This is a genomic window from Streptococcus iniae (genome assembly GCF_030732225.1).
GTDB lineage: Bacteria > Bacillota > Bacilli > Lactobacillales > Streptococcaceae > Streptococcus > Streptococcus iniae.
In genome coordinates, this window is record NZ_CP132230.1 from 1017617 (window position 1) to 1033116 (window position 15500).

17 protein-coding genes are annotated in these 15500 nt (G+C 34.7%); 12 read left to right on the forward strand and 5 right to left on the reverse strand.

What is annotated here, in order from left to right; genetic code table 11:
* Nucleotides 1-11: 11 nt before the first annotated feature.
* The gene (dapA, locus tag Q9317_RS05070) at nt 12-941 is read left to right on the forward strand and encodes a 4-hydroxy-tetrahydrodipicolinate synthase (protein WP_016355997.1); all 930 of its coding nucleotides are present in this window, start codon (nt 12-14) and stop codon (nt 939-941) included.
* Between the two features lie 107 nt (nt 942-1048).
* Nucleotides 1049-1387, forward strand: a complete 339-nt coding sequence (locus tag Q9317_RS05075) for an ATP cone domain-containing protein (protein WP_017794672.1) — start codon at nt 1049-1051, stop codon at nt 1385-1387.
* 22 nt (nt 1388-1409) lie between these two features.
* Here the strand turns inward: Q9317_RS05075 and Q9317_RS05080 are convergent, their stop codons facing one another.
* The gene (locus Q9317_RS05080; protein ID WP_003099541.1) at nt 1410-2672 is read right to left on the reverse strand and encodes an aminotransferase-like domain-containing protein; all 1263 of its coding nucleotides are present in this window, start codon (nt 2670-2672) and stop codon (nt 1410-1412) included.
* 179 nt (nt 2673-2851) lie between these two features.
* On the opposite strand from Q9317_RS05080, the gene Q9317_RS05085 reads away from it, so the two are divergent.
* From Q9317_RS05085 to Q9317_RS05100, 4 genes are all read left to right on the forward strand, one after another.
* The gene (locus Q9317_RS05085; protein WP_003099543.1) at nt 2852-4396 is read left to right on the forward strand and encodes an ABC-F family ATP-binding cassette domain-containing protein; all 1545 of its coding nucleotides are present in this window, start codon (nt 2852-2854) and stop codon (nt 4394-4396) included.
* A gap of 117 nt (nt 4397-4513) precedes the next feature.
* Entirely contained in the window at nt 4514-4690 is a 177-nt protein-coding gene (locus Q9317_RS05090) for a class IIb bacteriocin, lactobin A/cerein 7B family (RefSeq protein WP_003099545.1), read from the forward strand.
* A gap of 404 nt (nt 4691-5094) precedes the next feature.
* Complete coding sequence (locus tag Q9317_RS05095; protein ID WP_003099550.1) at nt 5095-5247, forward strand: hypothetical protein; 153 nt, start codon at nt 5095-5097, stop codon at nt 5245-5247.
* Between the two features lie 9 nt (nt 5248-5256).
* Nucleotides 5257-5601 (forward strand): YtxH domain-containing protein, encoded by a 345-nt coding sequence (locus Q9317_RS05100; RefSeq protein ID WP_003099551.1) that lies wholly within the window; start codon nt 5257-5259, stop codon nt 5599-5601.
* 5 nt (nt 5602-5606) lie between these two features.
* On the opposite strand, the gene Q9317_RS05105 is transcribed toward Q9317_RS05100, so the two are convergent.
* From Q9317_RS05105 to Q9317_RS05120, 4 genes are all read right to left on the reverse strand, one after another.
* On the reverse strand, nt 5607-7076 hold the full coding sequence (locus Q9317_RS05105) for an IS1182 family transposase (protein ID WP_003099552.1): 1470 nt from the start codon (nt 7074-7076) through the stop codon (nt 5607-5609).
* 270 nt (nt 7077-7346) lie between these two features.
* Nucleotides 7347-8249, reverse strand: coding sequence for a diacylglycerol/lipid kinase family protein (locus tag Q9317_RS05110; protein WP_003099553.1), 903 nt, complete (start codon nt 8247-8249; stop codon nt 7347-7349).
* A gap of 75 nt (nt 8250-8324) precedes the next feature.
* The gene (trhA, locus tag Q9317_RS05115) at nt 8325-8975 is read right to left on the reverse strand and encodes a PAQR family membrane homeostasis protein TrhA (protein ID WP_003099555.1); all 651 of its coding nucleotides are present in this window, start codon (nt 8973-8975) and stop codon (nt 8325-8327) included.
* Nucleotides 8972-9421, reverse strand: a complete 450-nt coding sequence (locus Q9317_RS05120) for a DUF1836 domain-containing protein (RefSeq protein WP_003099557.1) — start codon at nt 9419-9421, stop codon at nt 8972-8974. The genes trhA and Q9317_RS05120 overlap by 4 nt, the downstream gene beginning before the upstream one ends.
* A 312-nt stretch (nt 9422-9733) precedes the next feature.
* On the opposite strand from Q9317_RS05120, the gene Q9317_RS05125 reads away from it, so the two are divergent.
* The 6 genes from Q9317_RS05125 (at nt 9734) to dprA (ending at nt 15457) form a co-directional block, all read left to right on the forward strand.
* Nucleotides 9734-11056 (forward strand): PTS sugar transporter subunit IIC, encoded by a 1323-nt coding sequence (locus tag Q9317_RS05125; protein WP_225111305.1) that lies wholly within the window; start codon nt 9734-9736, stop codon nt 11054-11056.
* Nucleotides 11053-11892: an alpha/beta hydrolase gene (locus Q9317_RS05130; RefSeq protein ID WP_003099563.1), complete on the forward strand. Its 840-nt coding sequence runs from the start codon at nt 11053-11055 to the stop codon at nt 11890-11892. The genes Q9317_RS05125 and Q9317_RS05130 overlap by 4 nt, the downstream gene beginning before the upstream one ends.
* A 469-nt stretch (nt 11893-12361) precedes the next feature.
* On the forward strand, nt 12362-13216 hold the full coding sequence (gene ylqF / locus Q9317_RS05135; RefSeq protein ID WP_003099566.1) for a ribosome biogenesis GTPase YlqF: 855 nt from the start codon (nt 12362-12364) through the stop codon (nt 13214-13216).
* Nucleotides 13200-13985, forward strand: a complete 786-nt coding sequence (rnhB, locus tag Q9317_RS05140) for a ribonuclease HII (RefSeq protein WP_003099568.1) — start codon at nt 13200-13202, stop codon at nt 13983-13985. Before ylqF ends, rnhB begins: the two co-directional genes overlap by 17 nt.
* 12 nt (nt 13986-13997) lie before the next feature.
* Entirely contained in the window at nt 13998-14546 is a 549-nt protein-coding gene (locus Q9317_RS05145) for a sugar O-acetyltransferase (protein ID WP_003099570.1), read from the forward strand.
* Nucleotides 14547-14611: 65 nt separating this feature from the next.
* On the forward strand, nt 14612-15457 hold the full coding sequence (dprA, locus tag Q9317_RS05150; RefSeq protein WP_003099573.1) for a DNA-processing protein DprA: 846 nt from the start codon (nt 14612-14614) through the stop codon (nt 15455-15457).
* Nucleotides 15458-15500: the final 43 nt, after the last annotated feature.

Sequence of the window (15500 nt, forward strand, 5' to 3'; positions counted from 1 at the left end):
AAGGAATGCCTATGTCTTTAAAAGAATTACAAAATTGTCAGATTATCACAGCTTTAATTACCCCATTTCATCAGGATGGCTCTATTAATTTTACTGCTCTCCCAGACTTAATTGAACATCTTTTAAAGCATCATACCCAAGCTATACTTTTAGCTGGAACTACAGCTGAAAGCCCGACCTTGACGCATGAAGAAGAATTAGAACTCTTTTTGGAAGTTCAAAAAATTGTTAAGGGGCGCGTGCCACTTATTGCTGGTATCGGTACAAATGATACACGAGATTCAGTTGATTTTGCTAAAGAAGTTTCCCAGTTTGGCGGTTTTTCCGCAGGTCTTGCTATTGTTCCTTACTATAATAAACCAAGTCAAGAAGGACTTTATCAGCATTTTATTGCCATTGCTGAGGCTAGTGATTTACCAATTATGATTTATAATATTCCTGGTAGAGTTGTTGTAGATCTCCATCCGGATACCTTGTTAAGGTTAGCAGAACATCCTAATATCATTGGTGTTAAAGATTGTACCAACTTGGATCACCTTGCTTATCTGATAGAGAATAAACCAAAAGATTTTCTGATTTATACAGGAGAAGATGGGCAAGCTTTTCATGCTATGAATTTGGGAGCGGATGGGGTGATTAGTGTTGCCTCCCATACAAATGGTGACACTATCTATCAAATGTTTCAAGCTATTGAAGCAGGTCAAATTAAAGAAGCAGCTAAAATACAAAGACAATTTTTACCAAAGGTTAATGCACTCTTTTCAGTTGCAAGTCCAGCTCCTGTGAAGGCGGTATTGAATCATCTTGGTTTTGAAGCAGGGCCATTAAGATTACCTCTTGTTGCTTGTAATGCAGAAGAAGCAGAAAGAATAATTAATATCGTTCTTGAAAAAACATCTGCACCAGCGGTGGCAAAAGGAGTTTTAAGGCCAGATTATTAACTAAAATAATTTTTTGACAATTCTCCTTTAAGTATAATAACTTGACAAATGACTAAAAGATTAGCATAATGTAAGTAGGATGAAAATCAATGAAAAGAGGCGATACCATGCAGATTATTAAACGTGACGGTCAAGTTGCAGAATTTGATCCAGATAAAATTTACCAAGCTATCATTAGAGCGGCTCAAACCGTTTATGTTATGGATGATACATGGAGACAAAACCTTGCTAATGTCACCAAAAAAGTTATTATTGATTTAGAAGAAGTTCATGCTGAAAAACCAACCATTAATATGATCCAATCTTTTGTTGAGAATCGTTTAATGGATGCAGGTTACATTAATATTGCAGAACATTATATTTCTTACCGTTTGCAACGTGATTTGGAAAGAAATGGTTATGGCGATAGTGTCATTGTTCATTTACGATTTGAACAGACAAAATAATATAAAAACAAACCGCAAGTGATTAATTGCGGTTTTTAGCTTTGGTATGGAGAGACCTTAAGAAATCGAGAGTGTTTTCCTTAAGTTCTATTTGGAGGTAACTTGATTTTTTATGCCTTAGCAATTGATGCTTTTTCAAATGCTTTAAATCCCAATCACAGTTTTTGGAATCGTATCTTAATGTTAGAAATTGAGGGGTTACAGTATAATCATCTAATCCAAGTTCTTTTTGCAAATACTTTTCTGTTTTTTGAAGCATAGTTTGAAAAATGTGTCTGTGTTGTTTTAAATTTTTATCAAACATACCATTAGCTAGATAGAGTGACAATGCTTTTTGCATGATTAAATTAGTGTCTAAGTCAATCATGCTTTTATGTGTTAAAAATGGTTCTTGCAATGCTTTTGGAAGCACTAATGCCCCTATTCGTAGAGAAGGAAAAACGCTAACAGAGAATGATTTTAAATAAATGACACGCTGATTAATATCAAAATAATGTAGAGGAGTATTATTGCTTTTAGCAAATTCCCCTAAAAAGTCGTCTTCGATGATGTAGACATCATATTGATTAGCCAGGGCAATAATTTTCTCCTTCTCCTCATTACGATAAGAGAGACCTAATGGGTTTGAAAACCTTGAAATTGTATAAAAAAACTTGATATCACCTGCTTTAAAAATTTTTTCTAAAACCTCTAAATCTATTCCATTAAAGGAGCGATCAATGCGTTTAAAAGGAAGTCCAAGTGATTTGACTAAGTCTTCCATGCGATGATAAGTTGGTGATTCTAATAAAATACAATCTTTGGCATTGGGAAAGGTCATTTGGCTTAAAATGTAGAGTGCTTGTTGGGTACCTGATGTGATGATAATATCTTCTTTATTGGCATAGACTGCAATCTCAGCAAAATAAGAAAGTAGTGAATCAATCAAATCATCCAGACCTTGATTTTTATAATAGTAGTCAAAAAGGTAACTTTCTTGTTGGCTGAGGCTATCATTTAGACAGAGTCTAAAATCTTCATAAGCTTGTTTATGATGGTTTTTAAAAGGACTAAGGTAACTATTAGTATTTTCTTGCTTTCCTAAAATATAATAACCACTCTTTGGAACAGCATAAACTAGTCCCTGGTATTTCAAGTCTAGTAAAGCACGTTGAACAGTATCTTTACTGCAATGATACGTTTGGCTTAGTGACCTAATAGAAGGAACTTTATCTCCTTTTACCAATGTTTCTTCAGTGATAGATTGGGTAATGTCATTAATAATTTGTTGGTATTTGTTTAGCATGCCTTATGTCCCCATACAGATTCTTTTTTATATTCTATCTTAAATAGCAAAAAGAGGCAAATTTGGAATAGAATAAGTGACTTGGCCTATCATGCGTTGACAAATGTGCGTATTTTTGCCATAATGACATATAGATTTATGCCGTTTTGACGGCTTTTTTGATGATTAAGGATGATAATATGAGTATTTTAGAAGTAAAACATTTAAGTCACGGTTTTGGTGATAGAGCCATTTTTGAGAATGTGTCTTTTAGATTATTAAAGGGCGAACACATTGGCCTTGTTGGTGCTAATGGTGAAGGCAAATCAACCTTCATGAGTATTGTTACAGGACATTTGCAACCTGATGAAGGTAAAATTGAATGGTCAAAATATGTAACAGCTGGCTATTTGGATCAACATACTATTCTTGAACCAGGATTAACAGTTCGTGATGTCTTGAGAACAGCTTTTGATGAGCTTTTTAAAACCGAAGCGAGTATTAATGATATCTATGCAGCTATGGCTGAACCTGATGCTGATATTGATGCTTTAATGGAAGAGGTTGGAGAACTACAGGATCGCTTGGAAACACGTGATTTTTATACTTTAGATGCAAAAATTGATGAAGTTGCAAGAGCTCTTGGTGTCATGGACTTTGGGATGGATTCTGACGTTACAGAACTATCTGGTGGTCAGAGAACAAAAATTCTGCTAGCCAAGCTATTGTTAGAAAAACCCGACATTCTCTTACTTGATGAACCGACAAACTACCTTGACGCGGAGCATATTGATTGGTTAAAACGTTACCTTCAAAACTACGAAAATGCCTTTGTTTTGATTTCTCACGATATTCCTTTCTTAAATGATGTTATTAATATTGTCTATCATGTTGAAAATCAAGACTTGGTGCGTTATACTGGCGATTATTATCAATTTAAAGAGGTTTATGAGATGAAGAAATCTCAAATTGAAGCCGCCTATGAACGTCAGCAAAAAGAAATTGCGGACTTAAAAGATTTTGTGAACAGAAATAAAGCGCGTGTTGCAACACGTAATATGGCCATGTCTCGTCAGAAAAAATTAGACAAAATGGATATTATTGAGTTACAATCTGAAAAACCAAAACCAAGTTTTGAATTTAAAGAATCACGAACTCCAAGTCGTTTTATTTTTCAAGCTAGAGATTTGGTCATTGGTTATGACCGCCCCTTGACAAAAGAGGCACTAAATCTATCTTTTGAACGAAATCAAAAAATTGCTATTACAGGAGCTAATGGTATTGGAAAATCCACCCTCCTTAAAAGTTTATTGGGTTTGATCCACCCTATTTCTGGGGAAGTTGAGCGAGGGGATTTTATTGATTTAGGCTATTTTGAGCAAGAAGTGGCAGGAGGCAATCGCCAAACGCCTCTAGAAGCTGTTTGGGATGCATTTCCGGCCTTAAATCAAGCAGAAGTTCGTGCAGCATTGGCACGTTGTGGCTTAACGTCAAAACACATTGAAAGCCAAATTCAAGTGCTTTCGGGTGGAGAACAAACTAAAGTACGTTTTTGTTTGTTGATGAATAGAGAAAATAATGTTTTGGTTCTTGACGAGCCGACAAACCACTTGGACGTGGATGCTAAAGATGAGTTGAAGCGTGCTTTGCAAGCTTACAAAGGTTCTATTTTGATGGTTTGTCATGAACCTGATTTTTATGAAGGCTGGGTAAATGATATTTGGGACTTTAATCAATTAACCTAGTGGTTAAAATCTGAGAATCAAGAAAATGGAGACAGAATGAATTTGTCTCCATTTTCTTGATTGTGTGACTTTAAGTAAGGAGTTTGGATTATGAAGTAACATGAAGATTTTAAAATTTTGCATGAAGTTGACTTGGCAAGTGTAGATGGTGGTAAAATTAATTGGGGATCTGTTGCAGGAAATTGTGTAGGCGGAGCAATAATTACAGGAGCTTTCTCAGGCCTCTTATATATACTAGACGCAGGAATTGGATGTGTTGTTGGATCAGGACAGTCTATTATTAATGAACTATAGATTATTAATAATAGGACTAATTTTAGTTCTAGTTGCATTATTGATAGTTAGTGTTATTAAAGAGGATTTGCATTTTTTGCGAATCAAGAAGATTTTTTTTCAAGGCTACATTATCAATTAAAGAGTGGCAAAGTGTTCATCTGGCCAAATCAAGATATTTCTTACACTGTTTGATGACACTCAAACAGTTTTTTGATGCATAATTGTTGACAAAAATGACGAGAGATAATAAAATGACACTATAGAAAACAAAACGTGTTGTCACTTTTTTTAAAATAGACTTTGACTTCTATTATAAGTGTATCGGTACGATGAGTCTTCTATTTCGATAAGACACTAGGAAATGCACTGGTAAAACTAATTAGGTTTTACTAGTGTCCTATTTTCTAAAAGAGGAGAGACGTATGAAATTACATGTTAATAAAGTAGTTAAAAACAACAAAATCCCTAAAACTCAGAAAAAAGTTAGTAAAACAGACCTTGTTCAACTTGTATTATTGTTGATTCCGGCTATTAAGTTAGCGCGAAAAATACTTAATGATCGAAAAATGAGATAGGAGATTTTTATGACACCTAAAAATAAAGGACTTTTAATCGGATTAACTGTAGGAGGCTTTGCTGCAGCACTTGCTTATCTTAGTCTTTCTGAGTCTGACAAAAACCAGCTTTTAAAAGAAAGTAGTGACAAGGTTGATGATCTTAATGATAAGGTTAAAGAGTTAAGTGATCATCTGACAGACTTTCTATCTGAAAAAGCTGAGGACACTAAAGAGCTTGTTGAAGATTATTCTGATTCATTAAATTCAGGTTTTGATCACAGTTATCAAGCTGTAAAAAAAGATGTCTTATCTTACACAGGCTTAGCTGGACAAAAACTTAAAGATGTTGTGGGAAAGTTGTCTGAAAAATAATGTCATTATAAAAAAAGAGGCCTTAGCCTCTCAGATTGAAGACAAACTAGTGACATTGCTAGTTTGTTTTTTTTATTGTTTCGCCTAAATTTCACTAAAATCAGATAAATAAGGCATTTAAGCCCAAAATAAAAAGGCTTCCCAGCCATCATTTTAACCCATTTTTTGAGATTTAGGCACGCTAAAGTCAGTCCAACTTTAGCTTTCATTTTGGACTTTCCAATTTCTCTAGTATAACGAAGGTTGTGGTATTCTTTAGCCGTTCCAAAAAGCCGCTCAATACTCTGTTTGCGCTGTTTATAGAGTTCTTTCATACCACTTTGATGCCGAATATCCTCACAAATATCCAGGTAGTCTTTCCAGATATGTCGGGTCACTACCTTTTGGTGATTCTTACTGTCAGTACAAATTCCTAGAAGGGGACAAGAAACACAAATTTCGGGGGCACTTTTATATTCTCTGTAGCCAGCTCGATTTGTTGTTGTATAAGACAATACTTGGTGTTCAGGACAAAGATAACACTCATAATAGGAGTCATAAATAAAATCATTTGGTCTTAAATTGCCTTTCTTACCACGAGGCCTAGTATAGGGGAAAACAGGTCTCACTTCATTATCCAAGAGTAACTTGGCAATACTAGGAGTCTTGTAGCCAGAATCAGCGATAATAAAGTCTGGCCGGAACTCTTTTATCTTCTTCCAAAGTGCAGGAAATGCTTGACTATCATGAGTATTTCCTGCATCTACAGTATAGGCTAAGACCCAACCATTCTTATCGCATGCCACTTGACTTGTGTAAGCAAAGACATCTTTATGTTCTCCCTTATGATACCAACCACTTTCAGGATCGGTCGTAGAAACTTTCTTATTTATGGGCTCTTTTTCTTTGGCGAGCCCTAGCGACTTTTTTTCATGTTTCTCCCTGTCCCTAGCAATTTCCAGCTCCAATTGGTCACTCATAAACTTAGCTTGTCTATCAACTTTCTGATTGCTATATTTGTGACTGTTAGCAGCTGCCTTGATATGAGTGCCATCCACAAAAATTTCAGTCGGATCAATCAGCCCAGCATTAAGGCATAGCCCTAATATATGAGAAAAGATGGCTTCAATCACTTGTTTATCTTGAAAACGACGACTGTAGTTCTTGCCGTAAGTCGTAAAATGAGGGACCTTATCTTCCAATGTCAATCCAAGAAACCAGCGGTAAGCCACATTCACTTCTATCTCTTTAATGGTTTGTCTCATAGAACGAATACCAAAGAGACATTGGATAATAGGGAGTTTAACTAACATCACTGGATCTAAACTAGGACGCCCATTATCAAGACAATAACTATCTGTCACTAAGTCATAAATAAAAGAGAAATCAATAGCTTGGTCAATTTGACGAAGCAGATGATCTTCTGGAACTAACTCATCTAGGGTATAAAAACCGACTTGATTGCGATTGTAATTAGGATTTTCTTTGTGAAACATAGAGAGCACCTCACAATTATTTTTACTATTATTATACTCCCAAGAAGAGAAAATCTCTCACTTTTAATGACGATTGTGATGTTTTTCCCAGTGGCATGAGTGGCTTATTCCGAATTAGAAAAGCCACGACGGCATTTTTTAGACCAGGGCTAAAAAATGAGTAATGGAATTCTGAAGGAAGTCGCTTACGTCCGAGCCACTTTTGAAAAACATCAAAAAGAGTGAAGACAGGGACTTTGTCTTCACTCTGAGAGGCCTTAGCCTCTTTTTTTATGGGACGATGACTGTAATGGCTTCTTTTAGAACTGTTAAATCAATGGGAAGGTAGTCACTTTTATCACCGTCAATTCTAGTCCGTGCAACCGCAAAATGGTCTTTTCTAACAGGGGATAACTTTAAAGAATTGGTATGGAAATGCTTAATTTGTTTGGCATTAGAAAAATCGCCTTGACGAAATTCATTGATATGTTTTAAAAAAGGGAAAAAAGCAATTTTTTTCATGGTGTAAACCTGTAGTAAGCCATCATTAACTAAGGCATCTGGTGAAAATGAATGAAAGCCTGCTATGGTGTTACTCATTGTAATTAATAAAAATCGAGTTTTAATAATTGTGGTCTTTTGGGGAGTTTCAATCGAAAGATGGTAACTTCTATTTCGTCTTAGTATTTTAATACTATCCTTTAAGAAGGCTAATGGGCCCCATTTCCGTTTTTCTTCAGAAGTAACATTTGCAGCAATATCTGCAAGAAGTCCTAAAGTTAAACTGCTAATCATATAGTTATCATTAGCTTTACAAATGTCTACTCGTTTTTCATTGCCAGCAACAATAGTTTTGATTGCGGTCTCGACGTCTAATGGAATAGATAATGATTTTGCAAAATTATTAACAGTACCTGAAGGTATGAGACCAATTTTAGAAAAACTGCCTCCTTCATAGACACCGCCAATAATTTTATTTAAAGTGCCATCGCCTCCTAGCGGAATAACAATATCGGTTTTAGCTTGAGCGACTTTTTTGGCTTTTTCAAAGGCATCTTTGCTGTTTTCAGGACAAATTATTGTAATGTTTTCAGCTGAAAACCCATGATTGATAAGACTATTTTTAACAGTTTCTTGAAGCTGATCATCTTTTTTACCAGATTTTGGATTATAAAATATAGCAACGGTCTTCATCTAAATGTCCTCCTTATTTTTATAACTTATTATAAACCTATCAATAAACTAAATCTATTGGAGCAACTTGTCATTTTAGTTCATATGAAAAATAATGGCAAGCATTTGCAGAAATGAAGCTAATAGAATAAAAAGATGCCAAATCATATGAAAATAGGGTCTCTTCTTAGCATAAAATAGAGCACCTATAGTGTAAGATAGACCACCTAGTAACATCAATATTCCGAAAGTTATCGTCATTTTAGGAAGTATAATAGGAAAAATAAAAACAACCATCCAGCCCATAATGAGGTATAAGATAAGACTAAATTTTTCATTGATTTTTTGTGCAAATATTTTATAAAGAATTCCAAAAATAGTCACCCCCCACTGTAAAATCATGATGATATAACCAAGCCATCCACCAACTAAAGATAAGGCAATTGGTGTATATGAGCCTGCAATGGCAACATAGATCATGCTGTGGTCAATAATGCGTAAAATGTATTTTTGTGGCGAATGGTATGACATGGAGTGATAGATGCTTGATGATAGAAACATCAAAAAGAGACTAATCATAAAAATTGATGTGCCTACAGCTGTTGTAAGATTGTTGGTTTTGTAAGAAAATATAGCTACCGCAGGGATTAATAATAACATTATAAGTGCAGCAGCTCCGTGGGTGGTTGCGTTAGCGACTTCCTCACCAAAACTTAAGGGGTGGCTTTTTTTAAAGGTTTGGTTCATTGGTTTTCCTCTTTGATTTGTAATGTGTTAACAATGCTGAGTGTTTTATAATAATGCTTCACGGTTTGACAGGCTAATATGATAATCTCTGAGCAATTGTCAGTTTGTTTATGATTCCAATAATGAACAAAAGCATCGTAGAGTTGCTCAGATGAATAATGAGAAGTGAGATTTTCTAAAACCACTGCAATAGTCTGAATTGGGAAGCTATTTTTTAAGAGTGATATAGCAATCAATCTTCCTATTTGTTCTTTTTGATATTTCTTTTTAATAGGTTTTTTTAGATAGCCATGTTTGACGTAATTATTGACCATTGAGGCGGTCAATTCTTTTTGCACCAACTCAGGAGTTATTGCGGTCGTTTGATTGACATACAGTAAGACTTGGTCAAGATAGAGGTCTAAATTGGGCAATTCCTCCCAAGAGGGAAGCGTTTGATAATTCATTTTTAAAAACTCCTTAATCTAGTTATGGTAACTAGATTATATAATTATATCAAAAATAATGCAAATAAGTTCCTTATTTTTTTCAAAATCGAAGCTTTTTACTAATCAGCTAGTCGCAAATAATATTCTTAAAGAGGCTATTGGATTAAGAATGGGTCATTTTACTCCTAGACTGTGATTGTGACGGTTTTTGTTAGAAAAATACTAAGAGTATAATCATTTGTATTTAAAAATAGATAGTGATAGAATAAGTAAAATTACTAGTATTAACTGTTTTTGAGCTATCAAAATAGCAGTAAATATGGAAATCAGATGTCCTCATTTATTAATTTAGGTTTAGGAGAAAGTATGCAAGAAATCCTATTTTACCATCTCTTACTTTTGCGAAAAAAAAGGCTTGTTCAAATTACGCAAAAGACCCTAGTATCAGTATTTCCTTTTATGCTTTTAACGGCTATTCTCCTAGTTTTTTCAGAGTCCATATTTAATGATGTCGGCTTTATTAATAGCTTATTTGGGATTTCTAAATGGTTTCCCTCTTTTACAATGATTACAAGTCTTCTATCACATCTTGTTTTATTATTTGTTGGTTTAATGGCGCCATTAACCACTTATTTTGCTGCTAAGTATACTGCTGGTTCCTATGGAAGAAGCACTGGTACTGCGGGAATTTCTGCATTTCTTTTCAGTCTTATTTTTTATTCAAGAGAGCTTTTTGAAGCTCCTCGAAGTGACAATTTCCTTAGTCCGATACATTTGTCTGTTCATTTTAACTTACTGCTTGCCATTCTTATTGGCTATGTCATCGGTCACATTTTTCGCTTATCAAATCCTTTGGATGACGAGATTGTTGATGAGTATTTCATTTATAGACCCCGTACCATGCGTCCAATTATTATCACAACACTATTTGGAATTATTTCCAACCTTTTGTTAATATTAGCACGACAATACAAACTGACGACAAGTATTGAAGGTTTTTTGACCCATTTATTTTTTAACGGACGTGGCATTATACAAGTTTCTATTAACAGCATTTTACGTTCCTTAAGTGCTTGGGTTGGAAGTAGCAGTCCCTACAAAGAAATTGGATTGTTAAATGATAACGATGCGCTTACTAATCTAAATGCTGCACTTGGAAAAGGTTCTTCCAATACTATTCCATTTCTTTTTACGGATACGAATCTTTATGCAGCATATGGCGCCTTGGCTGGTATCGGTGGTATGGTAGCATTCATTGTTGCAATCCTTTGGAAATCGACCAGTCGAAAGAACCAAAGCGTAGGTTTACGTAGTCTTTTTCCTGCTCTCTTTAATCATGGTGCCTCTTGCATGGTTGGTATACCTATCTTTTTTAACTTAATCTATGTGATCCCATTTCTATTGGTTCCTGTGATAAACGTTCTTTTAGCTGCTGTTTTCTTATCTTTAAAACTGATGCCTCCTGCAGTTTATCCTGTTCCTAATGGTACGCCAAATATTCTTTATGCTTTTATAGGGAGTGTAGGGAATTTACGTTCTTTAATAGTTTCCTTAGTTTTATTTGCAGTAGATGTATTTATATATGTTCCCTTTGTGCAATTAGATAATCGTCTGCATGATTATAGCCAACAACATGGAGGAAATGAACAATGAAGAAGACCATTAAGTGGGTGTTAGTGGCAGCTGTTGTCTTTATTCTTTTTTTAGCAGTGCCCTCTTATACTTGGACGAGACAGAATGTTAAAGCGATTGAGACTTTTTATAATTCAAAACTATCTCCTATAATAATGATTCCAGGGAGTTCTGCAACGGAAAATCGTTTTGATGGTCTTGTAAATAAACTTAATCAAAATAGACGTGGTGTTCCACACAGTCTTTTAAAAGTTAAGGTTTGGAATGATGGTCATACGACATATTCTGGTAAGATTGCGTCAAAGGATAATGAGCCAATTATTGTGATTGGTTTTGAAAACAATAAAGATGGCTATAATAATATCAAAAAACAAGCAAATATGGTTAATAAGGTTTTTTTTGAGTTGCAAAACAAGTACAATTTTAATAATTTTAAAGGCTTGGGGCACTCAAATGGTGGTCTCATCTACACTGCTTTTATTGAAAACTATCTTAATAATTACGATGTTGAACTTAAACGCCTTATGACGATTGGAACACCATACAACTTTACTGAAACCAATATCAAAAACAAATCAGAAATGTTAGCTGATTTTATTGCAGACAGAAGTACAATTCCCAGCACACTTTATATGTATTCTGTTGCTGGAACAATTACTTATGATTCCGATGAATTGGTGCCGGATGCCAGTGTGAATGCTGGAAAATATATTTATCAAGGACAAGTGGCTCACTACACTGAAACAACTGTAACAGGTGAAGATGCCCAACATTCTGATTTACCAACTAATGATGAAATCATTGCCCTAATTCAACAGAAAATTGAAGACCTGCCTAATCAATTTCATCACAATTGAGAAGAATAGGATTAAACAAATATCCCCAAAACCTATAAGCAAGCTCTTTTGGGCGCTATTTTGGTTTATCAATAATAGATGCTATTTATTCAGTTCTAATAAGTTTAAAATTACTAGTATGTGCTATCATGCACGTCATTTTGTTTTAATGTTAACTGTTAGTGTGATCAGTCAAAAAGAATAGGAAAACTCAAAGCATAATATTCAAAAAAATGATAAAATAAGACTATTGGTCTTTATTTTATTGTTTTTCTATTGAGTTTTAAAAAACAGTAACAAGGCTATTGTTAAGTTTTAACTATTTGATTTCTTTAGTTTTTTTTGATTTTAGAGAGTAAGAAAAATAAAACTAATCGCATTTTTTAGGCATTTTCTTTAAACTAAGAAGAATTGTTTTGCCTAACCCAATAGCTTATAAAAAGAAGTAAAGATGTTGTAAAAGTCTTATAAGAGAAAGGAAATAAACGACATGGCTATCATTCAATGGTTCCCAGGACATATGTCCAAAGCAAGAAGACAAGTACAAGAAAATATTAAACATGTTGATTTTGTGACAATTTTAGTAGATGCTCGTCTGCCTTTATCAAGTCAAAATCCAATGTTAACTAAAATTGTTGGCGACAAGCCGAAGTTAATGATTCTAAATAAGGCAGATTTAGCTGATAAAAGTAGAACTCAAGAGTGGAGACGTTTCTATGAATCTCAAGGGATTAAAACACTTGCTATTAATTCTAAAGAACAGTCAACTGTCAAAAAAGTAACTGAAGCAGCTAAAGAATTGATGGCTGATAAAATTCAAAAATTAAGAGATCGAGGGATTCAAAAAGAAACACTTCGTACCATGATTATTGGTATTCCTAATGCAGGGAAATCAACTTTGATGAATCGATTAGCTGGTAAAAAAATTGCAGTTGTTGGGAATAAGCCGGGTGTCACTAAAGGGCAACAATGGTTGAAATCAAATAAAGAATTGGAAATTCTGGATACACCGGGTATTTTGTGGCCAAAATTTGAAGACCAGCTAGTTGGATTGAAATTAGCTCTTACTGGAGCCATCAAAGATCAACTCTTACCATTAGATGAAGTGACTATTTTTGGTTTGAATTTCTTTAAAGCAAATTATCCTAATCGTCTTGAAGAGCGTTTCAAAGGGATAAATCTTGAGCTGGAAGCACCTGAGATAATTGTCGAAATGACACGAAAGCTTGGTTTTAGAGATGATTATGATCGCTTTTATAATCTCTTTGTTAAAGATGTGCGTGATGGTAAATTAGGTGTCTTTACTCTCGACCACGTTGGAGATCAAGATGAGCAAAACGATTAAAGAAATCAAAGACGAGTTAGAATGCATTTTAGAGCTCTCTGACCCTCGTTTGGGTCAATATGAAGCAGATAGCCGCTCTGGCGTTCAAAAGGCTCTCTTGCAACGAAAAAAGGCAATTCAGGCGATTTTAGATGAAGATGCTCGTTTAGAAGAGATGTTACGCTATGAAAAAATACTTTATAATAATGGGATTAACTATATTGCTGGTATCGATGAAGTTGGTAGAGGACCATTAGCAGGACCAGTTGTTGCTGCGGCAGTTATTTTGCCAAAAAATTGTAAAATAGTTGGTTTAAATGATTCTAAAAAAATTCCAAAATCAAAGCATCAAGCCATTTACAATGATATTCTTGATCAGGCTTTGGCACTTGGGATTGGAATAATGGATAATCATATTATTGATAGTGTTAATATTTATGAAGCTACAAAATTAGCCATGAATGAAGCCGTTAATCAACTTCATTCTGATGGATTAATTGCTGAGCATCTTTTAATTGATGCTATGACTTTAGATTTACCAATTAGTCAAACGTCAATCATTAAAGGAGATGCTAATTCATTATCAATTGCGGCAGCTTCTATCGTAGCTAAGGTTACTAGAGATCATATAATGTCTGATTATGCTCTTCAATACCCTGGCTATGATTTTGAAAATAATGCTGGATATGGAACTAAAAATCATTTAAGAGGCTTAGAAAGCCAAGGTGTCACACCAATTCATCGAAAGAGTTTTGAACCAGTCAAATCTATGCTAGCTAGTGAAGTTTAAAGGAGACTTATCGTGACAGAATTGGAAAAAATGCTAGCGGGTCAATTGTATAACGCTGGTGATAAGAAATTAACGGATATGCGCCAGCAAGCACGCCAAAAAATAGCTGACTTTAATAACTGTATTGATGCTTCTAAGCGAAGTCAGTTTCTAAAGGAATGGTTAGGAGCAACTGGTGAGCATGTCTATATGGAACCAGGATTTGTTTGTGATTATGGCAGTAACATTTATCTTGGAGACCATTTTTATGCTAATTTTAACACAACGATGTTAGATGTTTGTGAAATTAGAATTGGTGATAATGCTATGCTAGGACCTAACTGCCAGCTATTGACGCCCTTGCATCCACTTGATGCTCAAAAACGTGTCTCTGGTCAGGAGTATGGTGCTCCAATTACGATTGGTGATAATGTTTGGTTAGGTGGAGGTGTTACGATATTACCTGGAGTCACATTGGGTGATAATGTTGTGGTTGGAGCAGGTAGTGTGGTTACAAAATCATTTGGAGATAATCTTTTCATCGCGGGGAATCCTGCTAAAGTGATTAAAGAAATTTCTTAGAACAAGCAAGGAAAACTCTTCAGAAATGGAGAGTTTTTTCGAATGTTTAGGTAGAGAGGTGTAATATGAATAACTTTGAACTGTATAAATTAAAGAAAGCTGGCCTAAAAAATCATCATATTCTAAATATCATTCATTATAGCCAGCAAACTAAGAAATCTCTATCACTTAGAAATATGGCTGTTGTTTCAGGAACAAGTAAACCATGTCTGTTTTTAGAAAATTACAAGCTGTTAAATATAAAAGAGTTACGAGTAGAATTTAAGAAGTATCCCAGCTTTTCAATTTTAGACAAGACCTATCCCCTTGCTTTAAAAGAAATTGATAATCCGCCAGTATTATTATTTTATCAAGGAAATTTAGAGCTTTTAAATCGGCATAAATTAGCAGTGGTAGGGTCAAGGAAATCCTCAGCAGTTGGAAACAAATCTGTTGAATCTCTCATCAAGCAACTTAATAATCAGTTTGTTATTGTTAGTGGGTTGGCTAGAGGAATTGATACTGTAGCTCATTTTTCGAGCATCAAACAAGGTGGAGAGACTATTGCTGTTATTGGATCAGGGTTAGACATTTATTATCCTAAGGAAAATAGAAGATTACAGGAGTTTATTGCTGAAAAGCATTTATTATTAAGTGAATATTGCCCTAAGGAAGCACCTTTAGCACATCATTTTCCAGAACGAAATCGCATAATTGCAGGCTTATCTATGGGAGTTTTAGTGGCAGAAGCCAAATGGCGTTCTGGTAGTCTAATCACTTGTCGCTTTGCACTTGATTACGGTAGGGATATTTTTGTTGTTCCAGGCGCCATCCTTGACAAACAGTCGCAGGGAGGGAATCACCTCATTCAAGAGGGAGCGAAGCTTGTTACAAAAGGACTTGACATCATTTCTGAATACCAATTTTTATAAAGTTTCTTCTTATATGGCATTTTTTTATTGACAGTTGTAAAAA

Excerpts from the sequence above, each read along its gene's own strand:
- Q9317_RS05080 (WP_003099541.1), bottom strand. The coding sequence starts at position 2,672 with ATGCTAAACAAATACCAACAAATTATTAATGACATTACCCAATCTATC.
- Q9317_RS05075 (WP_017794672.1), top strand. The coding sequence starts at position 1,049 with ATGCAGATTATTAAACGTGACGGTCAAGTTGCAGAATTTGATCCAGAT.
- trhA (WP_003099555.1), bottom strand. The coding sequence starts at position 8,975 with ATGAACCAAACCTTTAAAAAAAGCCACCCCTTAAGTTTTGGTGAGGAA.
- Q9317_RS05105 (WP_003099552.1), bottom strand. The coding sequence starts at position 7,076 with ATGTTTCACAAAGAAAATCCTAATTACAATCGCAATCAAGTCGGTTTT.
- rnhB (WP_003099568.1), top strand. The coding sequence starts at position 13,200 with ATGAGCAAAACGATTAAAGAAATCAAAGACGAGTTAGAATGCATTTTA.
- dprA (WP_003099573.1), top strand. The coding sequence starts at position 14,612 with ATGAATAACTTTGAACTGTATAAATTAAAGAAAGCTGGCCTAAAAAAT.
- dapA (WP_016355997.1), top strand. The coding sequence starts at position 12 with ATGTCTTTAAAAGAATTACAAAATTGTCAGATTATCACAGCTTTAATT.
- Q9317_RS05130 (WP_003099563.1), top strand. The coding sequence starts at position 11,053 with ATGAAGAAGACCATTAAGTGGGTGTTAGTGGCAGCTGTTGTCTTTATT.
- Q9317_RS05125 (WP_225111305.1), top strand. The coding sequence starts at position 9,734 with ATGTCCTCATTTATTAATTTAGGTTTAGGAGAAAGTATGCAAGAAATC.
- Q9317_RS05100 (WP_003099551.1), top strand. The coding sequence starts at position 5,257 with ATGACACCTAAAAATAAAGGACTTTTAATCGGATTAACTGTAGGAGGC.
- Q9317_RS05110 (WP_003099553.1), bottom strand. The coding sequence starts at position 8,249 with ATGAAGACCGTTGCTATATTTTATAATCCAAAATCTGGTAAAAAAGAT.
- Q9317_RS05095 (WP_003099550.1), top strand. The coding sequence starts at position 5,095 with ATGAAATTACATGTTAATAAAGTAGTTAAAAACAACAAAATCCCTAAA.
- Q9317_RS05120 (WP_003099557.1), bottom strand. The coding sequence starts at position 9,421 with ATGAATTATCAAACGCTTCCCTCTTGGGAGGAATTGCCCAATTTAGAC.
- ylqF (WP_003099566.1), top strand. The coding sequence starts at position 12,362 with ATGGCTATCATTCAATGGTTCCCAGGACATATGTCCAAAGCAAGAAGA.
- Q9317_RS05085 (WP_003099543.1), top strand. The coding sequence starts at position 2,852 with ATGAGTATTTTAGAAGTAAAACATTTAAGTCACGGTTTTGGTGATAGA.